This is a genomic window from Alcanivorax sp. 1008 (assembly GCF_020667895.1).
Lineage (GTDB): Bacteria > Pseudomonadota > Gammaproteobacteria > Pseudomonadales > Alcanivoracaceae > PGZG01.
Genome location: NZ_JAFMPS010000004.1, coordinates 64615 through 86418 on the forward strand (window position 1 = coordinate 64615; position 21804 = coordinate 86418).

18 protein-coding genes are annotated in these 21804 nt (G+C 56.6%); 13 read left to right on the top strand and 5 right to left on the bottom strand.

The genetic code is table 11. The features are described from left to right. Nucleotides 1–51: 51 nt before the first annotated feature. The 4 genes from lnt to J1C54_RS06875 all read left to right on the top strand — a co-directional run bounded on the left by lnt (nt 52) and on the right by J1C54_RS06875 (nt 4701). Nucleotides 52–1515: an apolipoprotein N-acyltransferase gene (gene lnt, locus J1C54_RS06860; RefSeq protein WP_229146044.1), complete on the top strand. Its 1464-nt coding sequence runs from the start codon at nt 52–54 to the stop codon at nt 1513–1515. A gap of 123 nt (nt 1516–1638) precedes the next feature. Continuing rightward, nucleotides 1639–2514 carry an MBL fold metallo-hydrolase gene (locus J1C54_RS06865; RefSeq protein ID WP_229146045.1) on the top strand — a complete coding sequence of 292 codons (876 nt, stop codon included), beginning with the start codon at nt 1639–1641 and terminating at the stop codon, nt 2512–2514. A 32-nt stretch (nt 2515–2546) separates the two neighbouring features. Further along, nucleotides 2547–2981: a TIGR01244 family sulfur transferase gene (locus tag J1C54_RS06870; RefSeq protein ID WP_229146046.1), complete on the top strand. Its 435-nt coding sequence runs from the start codon at nt 2547–2549 to the stop codon at nt 2979–2981. Beyond that, a complete protein-coding gene (locus tag J1C54_RS06875) occupies nt 2974–4701 on the top strand; it encodes a SulP family inorganic anion transporter (protein WP_229146047.1) in 1728 nt (575 codons plus the stop codon). The genes J1C54_RS06870 and J1C54_RS06875 overlap by 8 nt, the downstream gene beginning before the upstream one ends. Here the strand turns inward: J1C54_RS06875 and J1C54_RS06880 are convergent. Further along, the gene (locus J1C54_RS06880) at nt 4698–5300 is read right to left on the bottom strand and encodes a YdcF family protein (protein WP_229146048.1); all 603 of its coding nucleotides are present in this window, start codon (nt 5298–5300) and stop codon (nt 4698–4700) included. The two genes, J1C54_RS06875 and J1C54_RS06880, sit on opposite strands and share 4 nt — an antisense overlap. A gap of 93 nt (nt 5301–5393) precedes the next feature. Between J1C54_RS06880 and leuS the strand changes: the two genes are divergently transcribed. The 5 genes from leuS to J1C54_RS06905 all read left to right on the top strand — a co-directional run bounded on the left by leuS (nt 5394) and on the right by J1C54_RS06905 (nt 11156). Next, nucleotides 5394–7841 carry a leucine--tRNA ligase gene (gene leuS / locus J1C54_RS06885; protein WP_229146206.1) on the top strand — a complete coding sequence of 816 codons (2448 nt, stop codon included), beginning with the start codon at nt 5394–5396 and terminating at the stop codon, nt 7839–7841. Beyond that, entirely contained in the window at nt 7841–8338 is a 498-nt protein-coding gene (lptE, locus tag J1C54_RS06890; RefSeq protein WP_229146049.1) for an LPS assembly lipoprotein LptE, read from the top strand. Before leuS ends, lptE begins: the two co-directional genes overlap by 1 nt. Before the next feature lie 5 nt (nt 8339–8343). Beyond that, nucleotides 8344–9348: a DNA polymerase III subunit delta gene (gene holA / locus J1C54_RS06895; RefSeq protein WP_229146050.1), complete on the top strand. Its 1005-nt coding sequence runs from the start codon at nt 8344–8346 to the stop codon at nt 9346–9348. Nucleotides 9349–9397: 49 nt separating this feature from the next. After that, on the top strand, nt 9398–10222 hold the full coding sequence (locus J1C54_RS06900) for a hypothetical protein (RefSeq protein ID WP_229146051.1): 825 nt from the start codon (nt 9398–9400) through the stop codon (nt 10220–10222). 79 nt (nt 10223–10301) lie between these two features. Continuing rightward, entirely contained in the window at nt 10302–11156 is an 855-nt protein-coding gene (locus J1C54_RS06905) for a class I SAM-dependent methyltransferase (protein WP_229146052.1), read from the top strand. Here J1C54_RS06905 and J1C54_RS06910 read toward each other — a convergent pair whose 3' ends face one another. After that, nucleotides 11157–12782, bottom strand: coding sequence for an NAD+ synthase (locus tag J1C54_RS06910; RefSeq protein ID WP_229146053.1), 1626 nt, complete (start codon nt 12780–12782; stop codon nt 11157–11159). Between the two features lie 86 nt (nt 12783–12868). Between J1C54_RS06910 and J1C54_RS06915 the strand changes: the two genes are divergently transcribed. From J1C54_RS06915 to J1C54_RS06925, 3 genes are read left to right on the top strand one after another with little or no spacing between them, the layout of a single operon-like run. Then, complete coding sequence (locus tag J1C54_RS06915; protein WP_229146054.1) at nt 12869–13117, top strand: PP0621 family protein; 249 nt, start codon at nt 12869–12871, stop codon at nt 13115–13117. Continuing rightward, nucleotides 13110–14678, top strand: coding sequence for a nitrogen regulation protein NR(II) (locus J1C54_RS06920; protein ID WP_229146055.1), 1569 nt, complete (start codon nt 13110–13112; stop codon nt 14676–14678). Before J1C54_RS06915 ends, J1C54_RS06920 begins: the two co-directional genes overlap by 8 nt. A 9-nt stretch (nt 14679–14687) precedes the next feature. Further along, nucleotides 14688–16073 carry a sigma-54 dependent transcriptional regulator gene (locus tag J1C54_RS06925; RefSeq protein ID WP_229146056.1) on the top strand — a complete coding sequence of 462 codons (1386 nt, stop codon included), beginning with the start codon at nt 14688–14690 and terminating at the stop codon, nt 16071–16073. On the opposite strand, the gene J1C54_RS06930 is transcribed toward J1C54_RS06925, so the two are convergent. Both J1C54_RS06930 and J1C54_RS06935 read right to left on the bottom strand, forming a co-directional pair. Next, nucleotides 16037–17113: an FAD-dependent oxidoreductase gene (locus J1C54_RS06930; protein ID WP_229146057.1), complete on the bottom strand. Its 1077-nt coding sequence runs from the start codon at nt 17111–17113 to the stop codon at nt 16037–16039. The two genes, J1C54_RS06925 and J1C54_RS06930, sit on opposite strands and share 37 nt — an antisense overlap. Before the next feature lie 52 nt (nt 17114–17165). Then, the gene (locus J1C54_RS06935; RefSeq protein ID WP_304504403.1) at nt 17166–17582 is read right to left on the bottom strand and encodes a type IV pilin protein; all 417 of its coding nucleotides are present in this window, start codon (nt 17580–17582) and stop codon (nt 17166–17168) included. A gap of 182 nt (nt 17583–17764) precedes the next feature. Here J1C54_RS06935 and J1C54_RS06945 point away from each other — a divergent pair, with 182 nt between their 5' ends. Next, nucleotides 17765–18253, top strand: a complete 489-nt coding sequence (locus J1C54_RS06945) for a GspH/FimT family pseudopilin (protein ID WP_229146058.1) — start codon at nt 17765–17767, stop codon at nt 18251–18253. A 57-nt stretch (nt 18254–18310) separates the two neighbouring features. On the opposite strand, the gene J1C54_RS06950 is transcribed toward J1C54_RS06945, so the two are convergent. Further along, the gene (locus tag J1C54_RS06950) at nt 18311–21799 is read right to left on the bottom strand and encodes a PilC/PilY family type IV pilus protein (protein WP_229146059.1); all 3489 of its coding nucleotides are present in this window, start codon (nt 21797–21799) and stop codon (nt 18311–18313) included. Between the last annotated feature and the right edge of the window lie 5 nt (nt 21800–21804).

Sequence of the window (21804 nt, forward strand, 5' to 3'; positions counted from 1 at the left end):
CAGGTGACCTTATTAAGCCTTAATTCTTAAAGCAATCCGGTGTACTTCTCAATGGATAAGCTGCTGTTAGCCCTGATAGCCGGTCTGCTCTACCCATTTTCCTTCTCTCCCTGGGATTGGTGGCCGCTGGTATTGCTGTCCATCGGCCTGTTCTGGTGGAGCCTGAATGGCGCCACCGCACGGCAGGGTGCGCTACGCGGCTTGCTGTTCGGCCTCGGCAGTTTCGGTGTCGGCATCAGCTGGCTACATGTCTCCATGCACCAATATGGCAGCACCCCTATGTGGCTGGCTGTGCCGATGACAGGCCTGTTTGCCACCGTGATGGCCCTGTTTCCCATGGCTTTGGGCTGGCTTACCGTGCAACTGGGCCGACGGGCACTGGTGTTTGTCGGTGGCTGGCTGCTGCTCGATTGGCTACGCAGCTGGCTGTTGACTGGTTTCCCATGGCTATACCCCGGTTACGCCATGATCGATACGCCGCTCGCAGAGCTGGCGCCTTGGGGTGGGGTATGGCTGGTATCACTGATTACCGTGGCCAGCGCTGTCTGGCTCACCGAGCTAGCCAAACGACGCGCCCGTCGGGAACCGGCGCTACTACTGCTAGCCGTGGCAGGCTGGGTGCTAGCCCTGGTGCCGACCTCCTTCACCGAGCAATATGGCGACCCGATACCGGTCGCTCTTGCCCAGGGCAATGTGCCTCAGGATGTGCGCTGGCAGCTGACTCAGCAAGCCGCCACCCGTCAGATCTATGCTGATCTGACCGCCCAGGTCAGCCCGGGCCGATTGCTGATCTGGCCGGAAGCGGCAATCACCGAATTTTATCAGGATGCCGGTACTTTTCTGCGCCAGCAGGGCAACATAATGGCAGACCAGCAGGGCGCCCTTATTAGCGGTATCCCGTGGCGCGAATGGGGCAGTGACGGCGCGGTTTATTACAACAGCGTCACCGTACTGGGCGGCGGAGAAGGCCTGTATCACAAACAGAAGCTGGTGCCCTTTGGCGAATATGTCCCGCTGCAGAGCCAGATCCGCGGCCTGATCCCCTTTTTCGACCTGCCCGCATCAAGCTTCTCCCGCGGCCGCCCGGATCAGGCCAACCTGAGCGCGCTGGGCCTGACCGTGTCGCCATTTATCTGTTATGAAATTCTCTACCCCTCCCTGGTCGCGCAACGCAGCCACAATAGCGATGTGCTGCTGACCATCAGTAATGATGCCTGGTTTGGCACCTCTGCCGGTCCGCACCAGCATTTTCAGATGACCCGCATGCGCTCGCTGGAAACCGGGCGCTGGCTACTGCGCGCTACTAACAACGGGATCAGCGCCACAATCCGTCCAGATGGCACGGTGGCTGAGCGCTTGCCACAATTCCAGCGTGCCCTGCTGGAAACGGAGGTGCGCACGGTCCGTGGTACTACACCGTTTATGCATAGCGGCCCATCCCCGGTGTTATTGCTCGCCATGGCAATGCTGGCATTCGGCAGAAGGCGGCGTCCGATGGGCAGCACCAGCGATTGAGTATCTCCTCTGAATACAGCGCCTGCGATAGCTATACTCTTTGGCATCATTAACATTCCTCAATTGCTTTCGTATACCCATAGGGGTATAAAGTCGGCATCGTAATGCACAGGGAGATCTGCCATGCAGAAGCCAGATGTGAAAGCTTTTTTCGATCCCGATACCTTTACGGTCAGCTATGTGGTCAGTGATCCGGCCACCAAACAATGCGCCATCGTCGACTCGGTGCTGGACTACAACCCCAATGCTGGCACCACCGATACCGGCTCCGCTGACCAGATCATCGACTACATCAAACAGCAGGGACTAAGCGTGCAGTGGCTGCTGGAAACCCATGTCCATGCGGATCATCTGTCTGCCGCGCCCTACCTGCAGGACAAGGTGGGCGGCAGGCTGGCCATCGGTAGCCACATCCGCACGGTTCAGGACACCTTCGGTAAAGTATTTAACGCGGGCAGTGAGTTCCAGCGCGACGGCAGCCAATTCAACCAGCTGTTCGATGATGGCGACACATTCAAGCTCGGCGAGATTGAGGCACATGCCATGCATACCCCGGGGCATACGCCGGCCTGTATGACCTACCTGATTGGTGATGCGGCCTTTGTTGGCGATACCCTGTTTATGCCGGATTACGGCACCGCACGCTGTGACTTCCCCGGAGGCGACGCCGCTGTGCTGTACCAGTCCGTACAAAAGATTTTCGCCCTGCCCGAACAGACACGTATGTTTCTATGCCATGACTACCTGCCTGCCGGGCGCACTGAATACGTCTGGGAAACCACCGTCGGCGCGCAAAAGCAGCAAAACATCCATATCCATCAGGGTATCAGCGAAAACGAATTCGTCGCCATGCGCACCAGGCGCGATGCTGATCTGGACATGCCACGCCTGATTCTGCCATCCGTACAGGTCAATATGCGCGCTGGGCGCATGCCGCCGGCGGAAGACAATGGTATCCAGTATCTGAAGATTCCGGTTAACGTGTTGGGGCGCAGCTGAACGGCGCCACCACCCTATTCGGAGAGGCAAGAATGGAATATCCGCAACTGAGTTCAACTCTGACCGTGGGCCCGCAGATTCGCCCTGAGGATTTGCAAGCGATTGCCGCAGCCGGTTACAAAACCGTGATTAACAATCGCCCCGACGGTGAAGCTATGGATCAGCCACAAGCGCAGCTAATGGCGCAGCAGGCAAATGCCCTGGGGATGGACTATTTTCATCAGCCAGTGGTTGGCGGCATGATCGGTGACAAGGAAATTGAAGAGTTCAGCCGGCTGATTGAAGGTGCAAAAAAGCCGGTGTTCGCCTACTGTCGTACCGGCACTCGCTGCACCGTTCTATGGGCCCTGTCGGAGGCCGGCAAACAGGCACCGGAGAGCATCGTTAATCGTGCCGCTGAAGCAGGCTATGACATCAATGGCCTGCTGCCACAGCTTATCTCCCGCTGGCAGGACCAGCATGGCTGATCTGCGTCTGCGGCGTCTGCTACCCGCTCTGGAATGGCTCAGCACCTACCGGCGTACGGATGTAATTTCCGACGCCATGGCTGCCCTGATTGTCACCGTCATGCTGATCCCCCAGAGCCTCGCCTATGCCATGCTCGCCGGCCTGCCTGCGGAGGTAGGTCTGTACGCCAGCATGTTGCCTCTGCTCGGCTACGCCCTGTTTGGCTCCAGCAGGACTCTTGCGGTGGGGCCGGTGGCCGTAGCCTCCTTGATGACCGCTGCCGCGGTCAGCAAGGTGGCCGAGCCCGGCACCGACCAGTACCTTGCTGCCGCAGTGATTCTTGCGGTGCTATCCGGCGTCATGCTGTCCGCCATGGCAGTGCTACGCTTAGGCTGGATTGCCAACCTGCTATCCCACCCGGTAATCGCAGGGTTTATTACTGCTTCGGGCATCCTGATTGCCACCAGCCAGCTCAAACATATTCTCGGCATCTCCGCCGGTGGCCATACACTGATCGAGATTTTCTCGCAGCTTGCCCCCCAGGTAGCTGCCACGCACATTCCCACTTTGCTTATTGGTCTGAGCGCACTGGCCTTTTTGTTCTGGGCGAGGAAAAAACTCAAACCGCTGCTGCAAAAACTGAAACTGCCACCACTGGCAGTTGATTTACTGGCCCGCGCCGGCCCGGCTCTGGCAGTGATTCTGTCCACCGTGGTGGTAGCACGCCTGAATCTGGATCAGCAGGGGGTTCGCGTCGTTGGCCATGTACCTGGAGGCCTGCCTGAACTGGGCGTACCACAGTTTGATGCCGGACTGTGGCAGGCACTGTTGGTGCCCGCCTTTCTGATCAGCTTGATCGGCTTTGTTGAATCCGTATCCGTTGCCCAGACACTGGCGGCCCGACGTCGCCAGCAAATCAATCCAAATCACGAACTAGCCGGTCTGGGCGCGGCCAATATTGGCTCGGCACTTTCGGGTGGCTTTCCGGTTACCGGTGGCTTCGCCCGCTCCGTGGTCAACTTTGATGCAGGCGCCGTTACCCCCATGGCCGGGATTTTTACTGCCATCGGCATTGGCCTGACCACCCTGTTCCTGACCGGCTGGTTTACCTTCCTGCCCAACGCCACTCTTGCCGCCACCATTATCGTCGCGGTGCTATCGCTGGTGGACTTCGGCATCATCCGTCGCACTTGGCAATATTCGCGTATCGATTTCAGCGCCATGATGCTGACCATGCTTGGCGTGTTCACCATCGGTGTTGAAGCCGGCGTGGTGATGGGCGTGGCGACTTCCCTGCTATTGTTCCTGTGGCGTACCAGCTCACCACATATTGCGGTAGTGGGTCAGGTTCCTGGCACCGAGCATTTTCGCAATGTTAATCGTCATAAGGTGATCACCAGCCCCACTGTGCTATCCGTGCGAGTTGATGAATCGCTGTACTTTGCCAATGCCCGTTTTCTGGAGGACTCGATCTACAAGTCAGCCTTGCAGAACCCGCAGACACGACATGTGGTGCTGCAATGCTCTGCCGTCAATCTGATTGATGCCAGCGCCCTGGAAAGTCTGGAAGCGCTTAGCCAGCGACTGCAGGACGCCGGCATCATGCTGCACCTTTCCGAGATCAAGGGGCCGGTGATGGATGCGCTTAACAAGGTGGATTTTGTCGAGCACCTGAGTGGCAATATCTATCTGAGTCACTACTCGGCACTGGCGGAGCTGGATCCAGAGACCACACTCTAGCCGCGGATTTCATACCACAATAGCGCCAGCCACTCGTACCAGATTTCCGGCAACAGTAGTAACGCCCCGGCAGAAGGCATCCATGCCGGGGACGGCAACCTGTCCACCGGCGCCGCTATCACCTCGATGCCGGCGCGCTGAAACGAAAGCATGGCGCGGGTCATATGAGCCCGGTCGGTAACCAGCAACACCTGATCAATTCCCTTGCGCTGCAGTAGTGCAGCACTATTACGAGCGTTCTCGCGAGTATTACGACTGCGCTCCTCAAGCCAGATGGTCAGCCCAAATCCCTCACTGGCATCCGCCAGCAATCTGGCCTCGCTAACCTGCCCCTCCGTCGGTGGCCGGCCACCACCACTAATCAGCAAGGGCAACTGCCGCTGGCGTGACTCCTGCAAAGCGCGGGCCAAGCGGCGCAAGCCCATACGAGAGGAACGGCGCTGCCGGCCGCGGCCCACCAGGCCACCACCCAATACCACAACGCAACGGGGCGTAGCTTCACTGTGGCTGCGTAAAGGCAAAGGCGGGTAGAGCTGCCGCACGATCGCCGGCAGCGTCCCGGCAACCAGCACCAGCACCAGCACAGCTCCAAGATTCATCTGCTTGCCGCCGCCATCTGAGCCCTGTCTGCTAAGAGACTGGTCATGTATCCTATGCCCCTTCTTATTCTTGTCAGTTGGCCACGCATTCCGATGGATACACAGTATCGTCCCGAGCAGATCGAACAGGAAGCCCAGAAGTACTGGGAAACCCACCAGACCTTCAAGGCCATTGAAGACCCGTCCAGGGAGAAATACTACTGCCTGTCCATGTTCCCCTACCCTAGCGGTCGGCTGCACATGGGGCACGTACGTAACTACACCATCGGAGATGTGGTTAGTCGCTACCAGCGCATGCAGGGCAAGAATGTACTGCAGCCAATGGGCTGGGATGCATTCGGCCTGCCCGCAGAAAACGCCGCCCTGAAACACGGCGTGCCGCCGGCCAAGTGGACCTACGAAAATATCGACTATATGAAGGGCCAGCTCAAGCGTCTTGGTTTCGGTTATGACTGGGATCGGGAAGTCGCCACCTGCCGGCCGGAATACTACCGCTGGGAGCAATGGTTCTTTACCCAGCTGTACCAAAAAGGCCTTGTGTACCGAAAACTGTCCACGGTGAACTGGTGCCCCCATGACCAGACCGTGCTGGCCAACGAACAGGTTATTGATGGCTGCTGCTGGCGCTGCGACACACGGGTGGAGCAGAAGGAAATACCGCAGTGGTTTATCAAGATTACCGACTATGCGGAAGAACTGCTCAACGACCTTGATCAGCTGGATGGCTGGCCGGAGCAGGTCAAGACCATGCAGCGAAACTGGATCGGTCGCTCTGAGGGCGTTGAGATGGATTTTGCTTTGCAAAATGACTCTCCGCTGCGGGTTTATACCACACGCCCGGATACCGTCATGGGGGTGAGTTATCTGGCTGTGGCTGCTGCGCACCCACTGGCCAGAAAAGCGGCCGAAGAAAATGCGCACGTTGCTCAGTTTGTTAACGAATGCCTGCAGTCGAAAGTGGCCGAAGCTGATATCGCCACCATGGAGAAGAAAGGCATCTTCACCGGTGTGTATGCGAAACACCCGATTACCGGCAACCCAGTGCCAGTATGGGTGGCCAACTTCGTCTTGATGCATTACGGAACCGGCGCAGTGATGGCGGTCCCGGCCCATGATCAACGGGACTACGAGTTTGCCAAAAAATATCAGCTTCCCATTCAACAGGTTATTACGCCGCTCAATGGAGAGGCCATCGATCTAGAGCAGCAGGCCTTTACGGAAAAAGGGGCACTGCTCAACTCCGGGCAATTTGACACGCTGACTTCACAGCAAGCTTTTGATGCCATTGCCAGCTGGCTCAGCGAGCACGGTCTTGGCGAGCGCAAGGTCAACTATCGCCTGCGCGACTGGGGCGTGTCCCGTCAGCGCTACTGGGGCGCACCCATTCCGATGATCAACCTGTCGAATGGTGAACTGGTGCCAGCACCGGAAGACGAGCTGCCGGTGCTGCTACCAGAAGACGTTGTTATGAACGGCGTAACCAGCCCGATCAAGGCAGATCCGGCGTGGGCAAAAACCACCTTCAATGGCGCGCCTGCAACGCGGGAAACTGACACCTTCGACACCTTTATGGAATCGAGCTGGTACTACGCCCGCTACTGCAGCCCGGACAGTGACAACGCCATGCTTGATCCAGCCAAAGCCAACTATTGGCTACCGGTGGATCAATATATCGGTGGTATCGAGCACGCCATCCTGCATCTGCTTTACTCGCGCTTTTTTCATAAGCTGCTACGCGATGCTGGCCTGGTCAATAGTGACGAGCCGTTCAAGCGTCTGCTGTGTCAAGGCATGGTGCTAAAAGACGGTTCCAAGATGTCCAAGTCGAAAGGCAATACTGTCGATCCTCAGGAGCTCATTGAACAGTACGGCGCTGACACTGTGCGCCTGTTCATCATGTTTGCCGCACCCCCGGAGCAATCCCTTGAGTGGAACGATGCCGGTGTCGAAGGTGCCAATCGTTTTCTCAAGCGACTATGGCGACTGGTTGCCGAGCATATTGAGCAAGGGTCTGTTGCTGCACTGGACACATCAGCACTAAGCGATGATGCTCGCTCTCTGCGTCGCAAAACCCATGAAACCATCGCCAAGGTCAGCGACGACATGAGTCGGCGACTGACTTTCAACACGGCCATTGCCGCAGTCATGGAGCTGTGCAATGAGATCAGTCGTTTCGAAGCCTCTAGCGAGCAGGACCGCGCTGTACGTCAGGAGGCACTGGACTCGGCAGTACTGCTGCTGGCACCAATGGTGCCCCATATAAGCCATACCCTGTGGTTGGCACTGGGACATCAGGACGCGGTGGTACAACAACCCTGGCCAGCAATTGATGAAAGCGCGCTGGTAAAAGACTCCATTGAGCTGGTGGTGCAAGTTAATGGCAAGGTGCGGGCAAAGCTTGATGTACCGGCAAGCCTCGACCGTGACGGCATTGAAAAACATGCCATGTCGGCCCCCAACGTGCAGCGTTTTCTGGATGGCCTGACAGTACGCAAGGTTATTGTCGTTCCGGGTAAGCTGATCAATATTGTGGCGAGCTAATGAAGATACTAGTGGTGCTTCTCAGTCTGACCCTGTCCGCATGCGGCTGGCAGTTTCGCGGCGAAGTAGCACCACTGCTGCTCGATACTTTGACCTTGCGCGGCGCCGAAGCACGAACTCGCTATGATATTGAGTCGGCGCTGCTGAAGCGCGATGTAATGGTTACTGATGCCGCCCCCATCACGATGCAACTGAGCCAGGAACGCTGGTGGAAAAGAACAGTTGTGGTAGATGCCCAGGGCCGTTCTGCGGGCATTGAACTACGCTATGAACTTCAATGGCAGCTAATCGATGCAGCCGGACCACCCCTCACCACACGTCGTCAAGTAGTCCTCACCAGGGTTTATCAGGTGGACCCGACCAATGCACTGGCCACCAGCGATGAGGAGCAGCTGACTCGCGAAATTATGCGTCGTGATGCTGCTGAGTTGCTGATGCGACAACTCACCGCAGAAAGTAATTTGCTAAGCCTGCCCGCCGCCAACGAAGGCCTTTAACCGCCATGCAAATTCGCGCCGAACAGCTAGGCAAACATCTACAACAATCATTGCTACCCGCCTATCTGATCGCCGGTGATGAGCCATTTCAGCTTGGCGAATGTGCTGACCTGTTGCGTCAGCGCGCACGGGAGCAAGGCTTTGATGATCGACAAATCTTTACTGTCGTAGATCGGTTTGACTGGCATGAGCTGCGCAATGAAACCCAGAGCATGGGCCTGTTCGGTGGCCGGAAGCTGATTGAACTACGTCTGGGGGAAAAACGGCCCGACAAAGACGGCAGCGCCGTGATCTGTCAGCTGCTGAATAATCCGCCGGACGATATTATGCTGCTGATCACCGCCAGCAAGCTTGATCGCAGGCGGGACGTTGGCAGCAAATGGGTAAGCGCCGTCGATAAAGTGGGCGGCATCACCGATATCTGGCCGATTGATGCCGGCCGCCTGCCAGGATGGATTGAGCAGCGCTGTAAGCAGCGAGGGCTGCAAGCAGACCGTGACGCCATCGCCTTGCTCAGCGAACTGAGCGAGGGCAACTTGCTTGCCTGTGCGCAGGAGATCGACAAACTGGCGCTATTATTTCCCGACCAGTCCGTTAGTGTCGGCGAGCTACAGCAGAGCGTTGGCGACTGTAGTCGTTATTCCATTTTCGATCTTACCGATGCATTAAGTCGCGACCCTGGCCGAGCTCTACGAATCCTTGATGGGCTGCGCGCCGAAGGCACGGACGAAGCACAGATTCTTTGGGCGCTGGCCAGAGAGGCGCGCATTTACGAAGCCTTTGTCAGCGGCCACGGCAGCAGCCAAAGACTGCCCCAGCAAAAAGCCGCCGAAGCAGAACGCCACGCCATTCATTTGGGACTTCCCGCCATTGGCGCAGCTCTCGCTCTGGCTGCTCGGGTTGACCAAAGCATCAAGGGTATGCGTCCAGGTGACCCGCGTAGCGGCAATACGGCTCTCACTCTAAAACTGGCCGGCCAGCCACTACCTGCGATCTTCGAGCTGATGTAGGCAAAAACTGTGGTAACTTCCTGCATAGATCAGGCAAAAGGAGCTCGCCATGCACAAAATTATCTTCCGGGGACAGATTCAGGCTGGTCAGGACAGCGCCACTGTTCGAGAGAATCTGGGAAAGCTCTTTCGTATTGAAGATGCTGAGCGCCTGGACGGACTATTCAGCGGCAACCCGGTCACCATCAAAAAAAGCCTTGATGAGGCCGCTGCCCGCAAATATCTGGCTGCACTGGAAAAAGCGGGTGCCAGAGTGGAAGTTGACCCACCTCTACCCGATCTGACCGGCGAGGGCGTGCCAGACTTCACTGACTTCCCGGAGATGCCCGCCGAGCAGGATCTGAGCTTTGCCACCGTGATGCAGTCGTTCTCCGGGGAGCCGGAGCAGCCAGCTGAGCAGCCCCAGTCGGACAGCGTGGCAGCGGAAGTAGCGCAAGCTCCGCAACAGTCAGGACGGCGCAATTGGTGGCCACTGGCTGCCGGTGCGGCAGCCGCACTGGTGGTGGCAGCCATGTTCATTTTCTGGCCAGCGGATACTTCCGCTCCCATGTCTTCACAGGAACAGGAAAAGCTTGAGGCCTTGTTCGCCATTGCCGGGGAAGGCAGCGATGAAGAATTCAGCGCGGCACTGGCCAGTGTCAGCGATCCGGATATTCGCAAGGCCATGCATGAACTACGCGCCATGGTCGCCTCCGTTCAGGATATCCCCATGGATCAGCCAGCACCGGAGTTTGATATGGAAGCCCTGCGCAATATTGCGGAAAACAGCAGTCAGGCTGAGTTTGATGCAGCCGTTCAGGCTGAAGCGGATGTCGATGCAAGACTTATTCTGCTGGAGCTACGAGCAGCCCATGAAGACGGCAACGGTGAATAATTTTGGCCCGGCCAGACCCGGCAGCGGTTGGCCACTGAGCCCATCATCCAGTTTTTGCTTTCACTAAGACAGGTAAACCATGGCGTCACGCAGTCAGGATACTTCATCGATCAGCTTTACCGCCCTTTACACCGGTCACGTCTGGTATGCCAATGGATTGTCTGCACCGGCGTTTCACACCCGCCGCGGTAGCTTTTTCTATCATGCTCTGGCGCCTTTCGAGTATGTGGGCGGCAAAATGGCTGGCGGCAATATCCGCACCTTTCTGCTACAGCGCCATCACCTGATTGATGAGTTGGTGCGCGAAGCCATTGAGCAGCGCGGCGTTAGTCAAATTCTGGAAATCGCCTGTGGTTTATCTCCACGCGGTTATCGATTTCGCCAGCAATATCCGGATCTGACTTATGTGGAGGCAGACCTGCCCGATATGGCCGCGCGCAAACACCGGCTACTGTCTTCGCAACATTGCCTGAATGATCATCACCGGGTAGTGCCGCTGAATATTTTTTCTGTGGATGGCATTGATGCGATGGAGACTATTGCGGAGAAATGTTTCGACCGTAGCAAGCCATTGCTGGTAATAACCGAGGGGTTGGTAAACTACTTCTCACTGGAGTCCATCAGTCCATTCTGGCAACGCCTGCAAACGCTGCTATCCAGCTTTGCCGGCGGCACTTACCTGACTGACAACTATCCACTGTTTCACGACCACCCGCTGCACCGCACCATGAAAACTCTGGGCGGCATGCTGGGCGCTGCCTCACGCAGTGAAGTCAGCTTCCATTTCGGCAGCGACGAGGAAGCAACCGAGTGTTTCCTCAGCTGCGGCTTCAAGCAAACCACCGTGCACAACCCGAAGGACTACTACGATCGCCTGCCGATTCCACGCAGCCGGGGCAATCCATTTGTCCGCGTTATAGAAGCCAGAACCTGATCAGTCTCCTGGCCGCCAACCATTGGTAATCGGATAACGCCGGTCCTTGCCAAAGGCCCGGCGAGTTACCCGTGGCCCGGTCGGCGACTGACGGCGCTTATACTCATTGCGATCCACCATGCGCACAATGCGGTACACCGTGTCGCGGTCATAACCAGCTCGAATCACCGCTTCAGCGCTGTAATCCTGCTCAACGTACAGCTCCAGAACAGTGTCGAGCAGATCATAATCTGGAAGTGAGTCCTGATCCTTCTGATCCGGCGCCAACTCTGCCGAGGGTGGCCGCTCAATAACCCGTCGTGGAATAATGTCTGTGCCAGCTTTCTGGTTACGATATTCAGAAAGTCGATAAACCCAGGTTTTCGGTACATCTTTCAGGACATCGAAACCACCAGCCATATCCCCATAAAGGGTCGAGTAACCGACGGCAACTTCACTCTTGTTACCGGTAGTCAGCACTAATTGTCCGGTTTTGTTGGATAACGCCATCAGTAATACACCCCGGCATCGAGCCTGAAGGTTTTCTTCCGTGGCATCCGCCGGCAAGCCGGAGAATGGCTCGCGCAGAATATCCATAAATGCATCCACCGCCGACTCGATCTCCAGCACCTGATAGCCGACGCCAAGATTCTTTGCTTGCCGGGCGGCATCTTCAAGACTCATTTCCGAGGTATAGCGAAACGGCATCATCACCGCGTTGACTCGATCTGCACCAAGGGCATCCACGGCCACCATCAGCGTCAGCGCCGAATCAATCCCACCGGACAGCCCAAGAAGCGCTCCACGGAAACCATTCTTTTCAATGTAATCTCGCGTCGCCAGCACCAGCGCTTGATAGACGCTGTCGAGCTGATCGGGCACAGAGAGCTGCTCGCCCTGCAGTTCCACACCCTGCACTGCAGCCTGAACATCCACGGGCACCAAAGCTTCGCTGAAGAACCCTCCTTGCACAGCTACGCTGCCATCCGCATTGACTGCAAAAGAGCCACCATCAAAAACCAGCTCATCCTGACCACCAACCAGATTGCAATAAATAACCGGCAAGTTGGTTTCCCGGGCACGGGCACTGACCTGCTCAACCCGTTCATCATGCTTATCGCGACGAAAAGGTGAGGCGTTAATATTGATCAAAAGCTGAGCACCGGCGTCACGGGCCGCCGCCGCCGGGCCGGTGTGCCAAATATCCTCACACACCGTTAAACCAATCTGCAGGCCGCCGACTTCAATCAACATCGGCTGATCACCGGTGTGAAAATAGCGCTTTTCGTCGAACACCCGGTAGTTCGGCAAACACTGCTTGAAATACTCTTGCTGCGGACGAAGCTCTCCGGGACGCAGCAACCCTGCCACGTTATAACGCCGACCATTACGCACGGCGGGATAGCCAAGCACCAACGGCACACTGACCGCTGAGGCGATATGCCCCAGGGCTTCTTCAATACGAGTATTCAGACTTGGCCGCAGCAACAGATCCTCCGGCGGATAGCCGGTAAGACACAGTTCCGGAAAAATCACCAGATCGGCGCCCAGTAGACGCCGTGCTTCCTCACAGGCAGCAATGACCCGCTGGCTATTGCCCTCGATGTCTCCCACATGAAAATTACGCTGGGCGATGACCACTCGCATGCCGATACTCCATTTGTCATTTCCTTGCCGTGGTAGCGATTGTACTCTGTAACTCGCATGGTCTGCGTTACCTGAGGAGGCGCTTAATGGGACTAATACGGTTATTACTTGTTGCTGCCCTGATCTGGCTGGTCTGGCGGGTAGTTCGCCAGACCCTGCTGGGGGCAACGCGGGAGGGTGCTGCGCCACAGGACCAGACTCCACAGAGCCAGAAAATGGTGCGCTGTGACTGGTGTCAGGTGCACACCCCGGAAGCCCAGACAGTACGCCTGGAGGAGCGCCACTTCTGCAGCGAAGATCATCGCCAGCAGTGGCTGGAAAAGCACCATGACTGACCGCTATATCTTTTGGACCCCTGCCCGGGTCTATGCTGCCTATAGAGTGGTACTGGCAGTGATTCTGGTGGTGGTGTTTTATCTGGCTCCCAGCAGCGTCATGACGGACACGGGGCAGCCGGCGCTGTTTATCTTCACGGCGGTGATTTATCTGATAATCACCCTGATTTCCGCCGCATTGATGTCGCCCCTGCGTCGGCGCTTCCCTAACTGGTCATCATTGCTGCCCATCGTCGCCGATATCGTGCTGCTGACATTACTGATCCACGCCAGCGGCGGCACCAAAAGCACGCTGTCTGTCTTGCTGATGGTCACCGTTGCCTCTGCCAGTATTCTGCTTCCGGGCCGAGGCGGGTTATTGGTGGCGGCCCTGGCCAGCATGACTGTGATGTTCGAGCAGTTCTGGTTTTCCATTCAGCTTAATCGTGGCAATCCATGGCACCTGACTGAATCCGCCATGCTTGGTTTCGCCTTCTTTGTCACCGCCATCATTATTCATCTGATTGCCCAGAGGCTGGCACTAAGCGAGGCGCTGGCAGAAACCCGCCATAAGGCAATTGAACAGCTGGAGGAGCTGAACTGGCAAATCATTCAGCGCATGCGTACCGGCATTATCGTATTCGATCGCAGTCAGCGCATTGTGCGGGCCAACAAGGCCGCTGAAGCACTGATGGTGTCTGGCTCGGGCACACTTATCAACAGCTTGCTGCCACCGGCCCTGATTTCTATGCTGCGCCAGTGGCACAGCAACCCCATGCAGCATAGGCCTGCGGTCCAGCTGATACCCGGCGGCGCCACCGTGCTGGTACGGTTCGCCATGCTTGAGAATGAAGTTCAGCCACTGACGCTTGCCTTTCTGGAAGATCAACGCAAGCTTGCCCAAGAAGCACAGCAGTTGAAGCTGGCATCTCTGGGCCGCATGTCCGCCACCATCGCCCATGAAATCCGCAATCCCCTTTCTGCCATCAGCCATGCCACTGGCCTGTTGGCAGAGGCGCAACTGGAGGATGGTGATCGACGGCTGCTGGATATCGTTTCCGCCAATGTCGCCCGCATGAACGGCATCATCAACGATGTACTGAATCTGTCGCGGCGACAGAGCAGCGCCGCAGAACGGATTGTGTTATCTGAATTCATCGGTCGCATCTGCAAGCAGTGGCATCAGCGCGGCAAGTCGGATCAACAAATCCGCGCCAGTATTCCCGCCAACTTGAATATCCGCTTTGACCCCGGGCAGCTTGAGCAGATCATCGACAACCTGATCGGCAACGCTTTCCGCCATGGTGGCGAAGACGCCTGCGTGGAGCTCAGCGCCGGAGTCCAGAAAGACTCCGGCTTACCCTGGTTAAAAGTCTCTGATGACGGCCCAGGCATACCTGAAGGAGTCCGCCCTAACCTGTTTGAGCCATTCTTCACTACCTCTCATCAGGGCACTGGGTTAGGCCTATTTGTCTGCCGCGAATTGTGTGAATCCAATCAAGCCCAACTTGATTTGGTCGACACCGTGATCGGCGCCAGCTTTATGATAACCTTCGCCCATCCGGACAGAGTATTTCAATAAAGGGACAACATGACTCAAGGCACTCAACGCGTTCTGGTTGTCGACGACGAGGCAGACCTTCGCGAACTACTGGTGATTACCCTAGGAAGAATGAAGCTGGAGGCGGAAGCCGTCGGCACACTGGAAGATGCATTTCGCGTAATGTCTGAATCTTCCTTCGACCTCTGCCTGACCGACATGAATCTGCCCGATGGCAACGGCATTGATCTGGTGCGTCATGCCAGTCGGCGCTATCCGGACATGCCCATCGCCATGATTACTGCCCACGGCAGCATGGAAACTGCCACTCAAGCCATGAAGGAAGGGGCCTTTGACTTTATTGCCAAACCCGTCACCCTGGACCGGCTGCGTCAACTTATTGATGACGGTCTGGATATCCGCCGCCAGGGGCCGGCAGAGGAATCCGTAGAGCAGCTGATCGGTGATCACCCGATCATGCAGGCGTTGCGCGAACAGATCGGCAAGTTGTCGCGCAGTCAGGCGCCAATCTACATTGCCGGCGAATCAGGCAGCGGCAAGGAGCGAGTTGCCCGTTTGATTCATGGCGTTGGCTCGCGCCGGGAAAAACCTTTTGTTGCGGTTAACTGCGGCGCCATTCCTTCCGAACTGATGGAAAGCGAGTTCTTTGGTCACCGTAAAGGCAGCTTTACTGGCGCCTACGAGGACCGCAAAGGGCTTTTTCGGGAAGCAGACGGCGGCACCCTGTTTCTGGATGAAGTTGCCGACCTGCCCTTGCATATGCAGGTCAAGTTGCTACGTGCCATTCAGGAAAAATCTGTTCGGCCAATCGGCGAGTCACGTGAATTTCCCGTCAATGTCAGGCTACTCAGCGCCACCCACAAAAGCCTTGCCCGCGAAGTTGCGGAAGATCGCTTCCGACAGGATCTATACTATCGACTGAACGTTATTGAAACTCGGGTTCCTTCGCTACGTGAAAGAGCCTGCGACATACCAGCGCTGGCGAACCATATTCTGGGACGACTATGTCAGCTGTGGAATCTGCCGCTACCACAAATCACTGACGATGCCTGGCAGGCATTAAAGAACTACCCTTTCCCCGGCAATGTCCGCGAGCTGGAAAATATTCTTGAGCGGGCCCTCACACTATCTGACGGTCAGCAGATTGGCAGCTCTCACCTGCAACTGCCAGAAGCCGATATCAACGAAATTGGCCAGCCAGGCGGTGCCCTGCCAAGCCGCCCAGCGGGCATGCCGCTGGAGGATTTTTTGCAGGAGGTGGAACGCACCGAGCTGCTGCGCGCTCTGGAAGCAACCCACTGGAACCGCACTGCAGCGGCGAAAAAACTTGGCATGACCTTCCGCTCACTACGTTACCGACTGCAGAAGTTATCGCTGGATCAGGGCGGTGACGATGAAGAAGACGAAACCGAGTAAGGGGCAGGATTACAAAAGGGCGTCTCGCCACTGATTAGCTCAGCCACTAATCTTGCACTGGCGGGCCCACAGACCAGACCATTACGAAAGTGTCCGGTATTCACCCACAGTCGATCATGGCTGTCCGGCACCTGACCGATAATCGGCACAGGGCGCTTGCACCCCGGGCGAATCCCGCTCCACTGTGCCAGCGGTTGCTCCTTCTGCAACACTGGCCACAGCTGCGCAACCGTCTCCGCAAGCTGCTTGCATGCACGCTCGGTGGGGCGCCCATCCCATTGATCCGGCTCCACGGTAGATCCGGCCAGCAGCAGGCCGCCTGAACGGGGAATCAGGTAGCCCTGCTCAGTCAGCAGCACTTTCTCGGGAAAAGCTTGCGGTGCTTGGTACAGTAACATCTGACCCTTTACCGGATAGGTTAGCGACACCAGCTCAGGCAATAACTTGTGACTCCATGCCCCCGCAGTAATAAGCGCATGATCGGCCTCCAGCACGCCACAACTGGCTTCCAGACGCACACCAGATGGAGAGCTGGCAACCGCTTCCACATGGCCCTGTAACCAACGAATAGAGCTTTTCTGGACCAGCATGGCCAGCCCCTTAAGCAAGCGCGGATTACGTATCCGGGCAACGTCGGGCAAGCATATTGCTGACTGCTCTAACCATGGAAACCAGCTCGCCGCAGCATCCGCCTGCAGAGCAATGTTGTTCGATGCCGCCCAGTCGCTGGCCTGACGCTGCTCAGCCCCATCAACCAGCACCACCATGCCACCACCCAGCAGCTCCGGGTCCCTCCCCCCGGCTTGAATAATACGTTGCTGCCATGTGGCGTAATCACGCCGGACATTGCCAGTCAAAGGCAACAAAGAGGAGGGATAACGCCAGGGAAACAGGGGCGATAAAATGCCACCGCCAGCCCAGGAGGCGGACGGGCGGGCTGGACCCGCATCAAGCAGGGATACCTGCCAGCCTCGGTCGCTCAGCTCCAAGGCCGACAACAGACCAGCGACACCCGCGCCGACAACTACCACACGCGACACAAACTACTCCAACCCTGCCCCGATAAACCCTACTACACCCCGATAAAAAAGATTACTTCCAGGGGTTGCTGCCCGGTGCACAGGTTGTGTCGTTGGCCTTGTCCAGACAGGTCTGCCCCTGATGATCAATACCAATAGCGCCGGTACCGGCCTGCGGCCCCTTGGGTACCGCAAGCAGAACAATCTCCTGATTATTAGCGGAGATAGTGGCACTAAAAGTATAGCGGTCTGCTAAAGGCATGGTTGCTGGCACAGTATAGCCCTGATAGCTGAAGCGCTGCGCCCGGTAGGCCTCGGCACCAGCCATCAATGACATCAGTTCTCCCTGGGCACGCTGTTGGTTAGTAGCCTGAACCTGCCGGGTGTAGGCCGGGTAAGCCACGGCAGCAATAATGCCGACGATAGCCATCACGATCATAAGCTCAATCAGGGTAAAACCTGCCTGCCCCATTCGCCGTTCACTTTGCATAGAGCACCTCATTAGATTTACTTAATCCAAGCATACCTCAATCAGGCGGCCAACTGGCAGCAGGTCCGCACACTGACAGACACCACATTGTTTGTCTGACAAGCCTGCCCGCTGGCCACCGACTTCCTGCCAACAGACAACCCTCTACATTGAGCCTTTCTGGAAGAGCCATGGAGGCCGCCATGAAAGGCATCACCCTGATTGAGCTGATCTGCGCCCTGGCCATCATCAGCATAAGCTCGCTTATCGCCGCCCCGGCCTTTGACCGGATGATTCAACAGCAGCGGGTTGTGCACAGCACTAATCGCATTATCGGCCTGATGCAGCTGGGCCGCAGTGAGGCTCTGAGTATCGGCGAGGTCATGCTGTGTGACGCCCGGCAGGGCTGCAATGACTTCGACCATACGGATCTTCTAGGCCTTTACCGCACAGATAACGCACAAAGCCCGGAGCGACTCCTTACCCGGCTACAGCTGCCTGAAGGCGTTAGCGTGCGCTGGCGCCGTTTCCGCGGCAATGCCTTGATATTCCGCCCCGATGGCAGGACCCATTATCAAAATGGCCATTTTTTTATTTGTAATAGCCATGCGGCGAGAAAAATCATCATGAGCTGGTCAAGCCATGCACGTATCGAAAAGGCGGAACCAGATCAGGAGTGCGGACAGATTTAACTATTACCGTACCAATAAAAACCGGGCCCTGAGGCCCGGCTTTTATTGCTCTTCACATCACGGTGCTGTGGCGTTCGGGTCAGGCACCTTATCGGCCTCACTCGGCTGCAGCTGGTACCAGCTACCGCGGCGCACCCCGGTATTGCCCAGCGACTCATCACCGGCCACCTCAGTACCGATAATCACCAGCACTTTCTCACCATCCGACAGCAAGGTCGGGCTTGGTGGCGGCACATCCTGAGCAAGCTCTTTACGGCGATCGCCGCCGAGCTCACCGTCATTAGTCAGGGAGGCACCCTGACCACTGACCAGATCCACCACATAGAGGTAGGTAGTACCGATTCTCACCGCGCAGTCATTGCCATCCAGAGAGCTATCGTCAGCTGAAGGCTCATAGGTGGTGAAGAAGATACGGTTATTGAACACCACCGAAGCTGACAGGGACTTCTCTCCATCACCAACCAGCGGCAACTTCCAGCCCACCTTGTCTGGATCTGCCGCACCACTACTACTCAAAGTATCAAGCGTCGCAGCAGTTATCAGTGAGGTCGGCGCAGAACCGGCGAACTTGTTCGATGAGTCACGCTGTACGCCATCGTCGCGGATCACAAAGAAGTAGTCGTCCGTCTTCTCCGACAGCGGATGAGTCCGGTAGCCGGAACCAATAGAGATGTAGAGGCTCTCCTGGGTACCGTCTTCCGAACGCACATAGCTGATTGACGGTGCGTAGTAGAAGCGACGGTTATTGGCTACACCAGTGCCGGACAGATCAGCAAGACGACGCACCTTGGAAGCAGTCACGTTGGCATCATCCAGATCGACACGGAACACCTGGCCGCCTAGATCAGCGAAGTAGAAGAAGTCTGCTACGCCATCAAAGTTACCATCCACCACCGAAATGGTTGACGGTACGCTCCACTTCATGGAGGCCACAGAGGTAGTCGCACCATTCGCCCCGGCAGACCACAGCAACTGACCGGTCAGCGCATCGACAACATAGATTGCATTACCCATGCTATCGCCCGCACTTCGAGCAGCATCCTGCTTACCATCATGACCAGCCGGATCATAGCCGCCACCGAACACCAGCGCCGCACGCTTGACGCCACCCACCTTGACCTGAGTCAGAGTCGGCTGGGACCAGGTCTGGCCAAGACGTTCGAAACCAGTATCACCACGATTAATCTGCCAAAGCATTTTCGGCGAAGTGCCGGTGGCATCCAATGCGTAGTAACTGGTACCGCCACGACGCATGCCACCATAGATATACACCTTGCTAGGCGCAGAGGACGGGCTTGCACCCGGACGGCGCCATGCGGTCCAGCTTCCATCCATGCCATAGATCTGACGATCATTGTTGAAAGCCAGTCCAGGACGGTTGGTGGTGAACTTGTTCGCCTTGCGAATCATTTCATTCGGCATGAAGGCCCACACTTCCTGGCCCGTCTGCGAGCTGATGGCGCGCAACATGCCATCGTTACCGGAGACGAAAATGCCGTTGTTGTCACTGCTACCACCATAGTTCACCAGCACTGGCTCACTGTGCAGCGGGTCACCCCAGGAGACCTTCAGCATGTCCTTGAGTTCGGTCACCTGCTCCTCAGTGGCAGAGGAAGGCAGGCCATAGAAGGTCGGGGTATTGTCGTTGAGCCAATCAAGCTGCTGCATGGCACCGAATTCATCGGTGTAGAACAGGCGACGGTTCGCGACTTTCTCCCGAGCTCCACCCTTGCGCACATCCGCGCCATCAATGGTGGAACTCCAGAAGCTCTTGGAGTTTTCCGAGAAGAAACCGGTAGCCTGATCAACCGCCGGGCCATTGGTAGCGCGGATCTGATCATCAACCACGCGATAGCGCTTCAGGTTGCCTTCCCAGTAACTGGACTTCTTCGGCTCAAACACCGCGTAATATAGCTGGTCCAAATGCTCAAGGCGGTTCATCTGGTTCACCGCCACACCTGGCGCGGAGAATGAACGGGAATTATCGGCAATCAGGTTAACGATATCGGAGAACGCCTTAACCAACTGATCACTGTCATCAGCGTTAATAGTGCCATCTTCGCCATCCGTGGAGACCCTCTCCATGTCCGAGCGATTACCACCCATGTAAAGACCAATGTTGTAAGTCTTCACCTTGGTCTTTTTGGCGTTGTTATCGCTGTAAAGATAGTTCGACACCTTAACCTGGCAGTTATAGGAGTTATTGCTTCCACAATCCACAAAGCCCTGGTTACCTGGCTGGTCATTGCTACTGGGCGACCCGTCAGTAAACAGAATAACGTGGTTGCTCTCGCACTGGTTGTTTACATTGATCGGAGAGACGTACTTGCCACCGCTAATAATCGGTTCTTCTTTGACGCAGAAGGTCTCCAGATCACATTGCTCTTCATAGATCGGCTCCCACTGGAAGTAGGTTTCCTCTCGTTCGAAGTAGGTCGTTTCACGGGCCTGATAGGTATACTTTGCCTGCTGATAGTAACGACGCCCCTCCCAGCACTGATTTGTTCTTGTCCGTCCGATTCGGACACGGACTCTGTCCCGGTAGAAATTGCTATCGTTCACTTCTGGGCAGTTCCGCCGGTCAGCACCACTGTAGATGGTGATTGTCTCTTCCCAGTCACTCCAGCGGCGGCAGTCGCTGTACCAGGTGTTACAGGTGTCACCGAAGGGCAGATTTTCCCACTCAGAAAAACGGCGGCAGTTCTGTGAATCATCCAAATCACAGGTGTCTCCGCTAGGCAGAGTAGTCCAGTTACCCCGTTCCACACGACAGGCGTCACGATTGGTATCGCACCAGTCGACAATTTTTTCCTCGTCTGCGATCTCGCTGGTGCACAAGCCATCGTTGACATCACAGAAAGCCACTTCCTCCGGATCTTCCTTGCCGATCAGCACATCACGGCAACCCACCTCACGGGTGTCTTCCTCCAGACAGATGGAAGTCCTGGCTCCATTCTGCGCGGTGCCGTAGCGGGGCTCCATACCCATCATGTAGCGAGTAGCTTCAGCATAGGCGCGGCCGGTGGGCGTATCCCCCGCAGGCTGAGCTCCCGGAAAGTCGCCGCGTGTGTTGTTGCCCGCGTCATTGAGCTTGGCGATTTCTTCCAGCATCACGGCTCTGGAACCTTCCGTAACATCCGTTACCGGCACCAGTACGCGGCCACCCTGCTGACCTACGCCATCATATTTATCCCAGATATCATTGATCCGGTAGTTGAACCGGCCCAAGCCAAGGCGCACACCATCGGGTACATCCTCAAGCATGTCTTTCAGAGCGCTTTGCAACACATTGATACGGCGCTTGGTGTAATCCGAACACCAGCCGGCGTCGTAGCCACCATTGCCACTCACAGAGTTCTCGCACCAACGCATACTGCCCGACGTATCCAGCATGATGAATACATTGGCAATGGGTTTGTTCTGGTCGTTATCGGCCTGAGCAGCAGAGAAGAAGATTTCTGTGTCATCCGCATAGACTGCCGTTGGCGATAACAACACCGCCAAAGCAATCAGTGAAGCCTTTCCTAACTCGCGTATTGTTTTCATACCCC

Coding starts and splice junctions, on each gene's coding strand:
- J1C54_RS06875 (WP_229146047.1), top strand. CDS start 2,974: ATGGCTGATCTGCGTCTGCGGCGTCTGCTACCCGCTCTGGAATGGCTC.
- J1C54_RS06865 (WP_229146045.1), top strand. CDS start 1,639: ATGCAGAAGCCAGATGTGAAAGCTTTTTTCGATCCCGATACCTTTACG.
- J1C54_RS06935 (WP_304504403.1), bottom strand. CDS start 17,582: ATGCAAAGTGAACGGCGAATGGGGCAGGCAGGTTTTACCCTGATTGAG.
- J1C54_RS06900 (WP_229146051.1), top strand. CDS start 9,398: ATGCACAAAATTATCTTCCGGGGACAGATTCAGGCTGGTCAGGACAGC.
- J1C54_RS06945 (WP_229146058.1), top strand. CDS start 17,765: ATGAAAGGCATCACCCTGATTGAGCTGATCTGCGCCCTGGCCATCATC.
- leuS (WP_229146206.1), top strand. CDS start 5,394: ATGGATACACAGTATCGTCCCGAGCAGATCGAACAGGAAGCCCAGAAG.
- lptE (WP_229146049.1), top strand. CDS start 7,841: ATGAAGATACTAGTGGTGCTTCTCAGTCTGACCCTGTCCGCATGCGGC.
- lnt (WP_229146044.1), top strand. CDS start 52: ATGGATAAGCTGCTGTTAGCCCTGATAGCCGGTCTGCTCTACCCATTT.
- J1C54_RS06920 (WP_229146055.1), top strand. CDS start 13,110: ATGACTGACCGCTATATCTTTTGGACCCCTGCCCGGGTCTATGCTGCC.
- J1C54_RS06905 (WP_229146052.1), top strand. CDS start 10,302: ATGGCGTCACGCAGTCAGGATACTTCATCGATCAGCTTTACCGCCCTT.
- J1C54_RS06925 (WP_229146056.1), top strand. CDS start 14,688: ATGACTCAAGGCACTCAACGCGTTCTGGTTGTCGACGACGAGGCAGAC.
- holA (WP_229146050.1), top strand. CDS start 8,344: ATGCAAATTCGCGCCGAACAGCTAGGCAAACATCTACAACAATCATTG.
- J1C54_RS06950 (WP_229146059.1), bottom strand. CDS start 21,799: ATGAAAACAATACGCGAGTTAGGAAAGGCTTCACTGATTGCTTTGGCG.
- J1C54_RS06915 (WP_229146054.1), top strand. CDS start 12,869: ATGGGACTAATACGGTTATTACTTGTTGCTGCCCTGATCTGGCTGGTC.
- J1C54_RS06870 (WP_229146046.1), top strand. CDS start 2,547: ATGGAATATCCGCAACTGAGTTCAACTCTGACCGTGGGCCCGCAGATT.
- J1C54_RS06910 (WP_229146053.1), bottom strand. CDS start 12,782: ATGCGAGTGGTCATCGCCCAGCGTAATTTTCATGTGGGAGACATCGAG.
- J1C54_RS06880 (WP_229146048.1), bottom strand. CDS start 5,300: ATGAATCTTGGAGCTGTGCTGGTGCTGGTGCTGGTTGCCGGGACGCTG.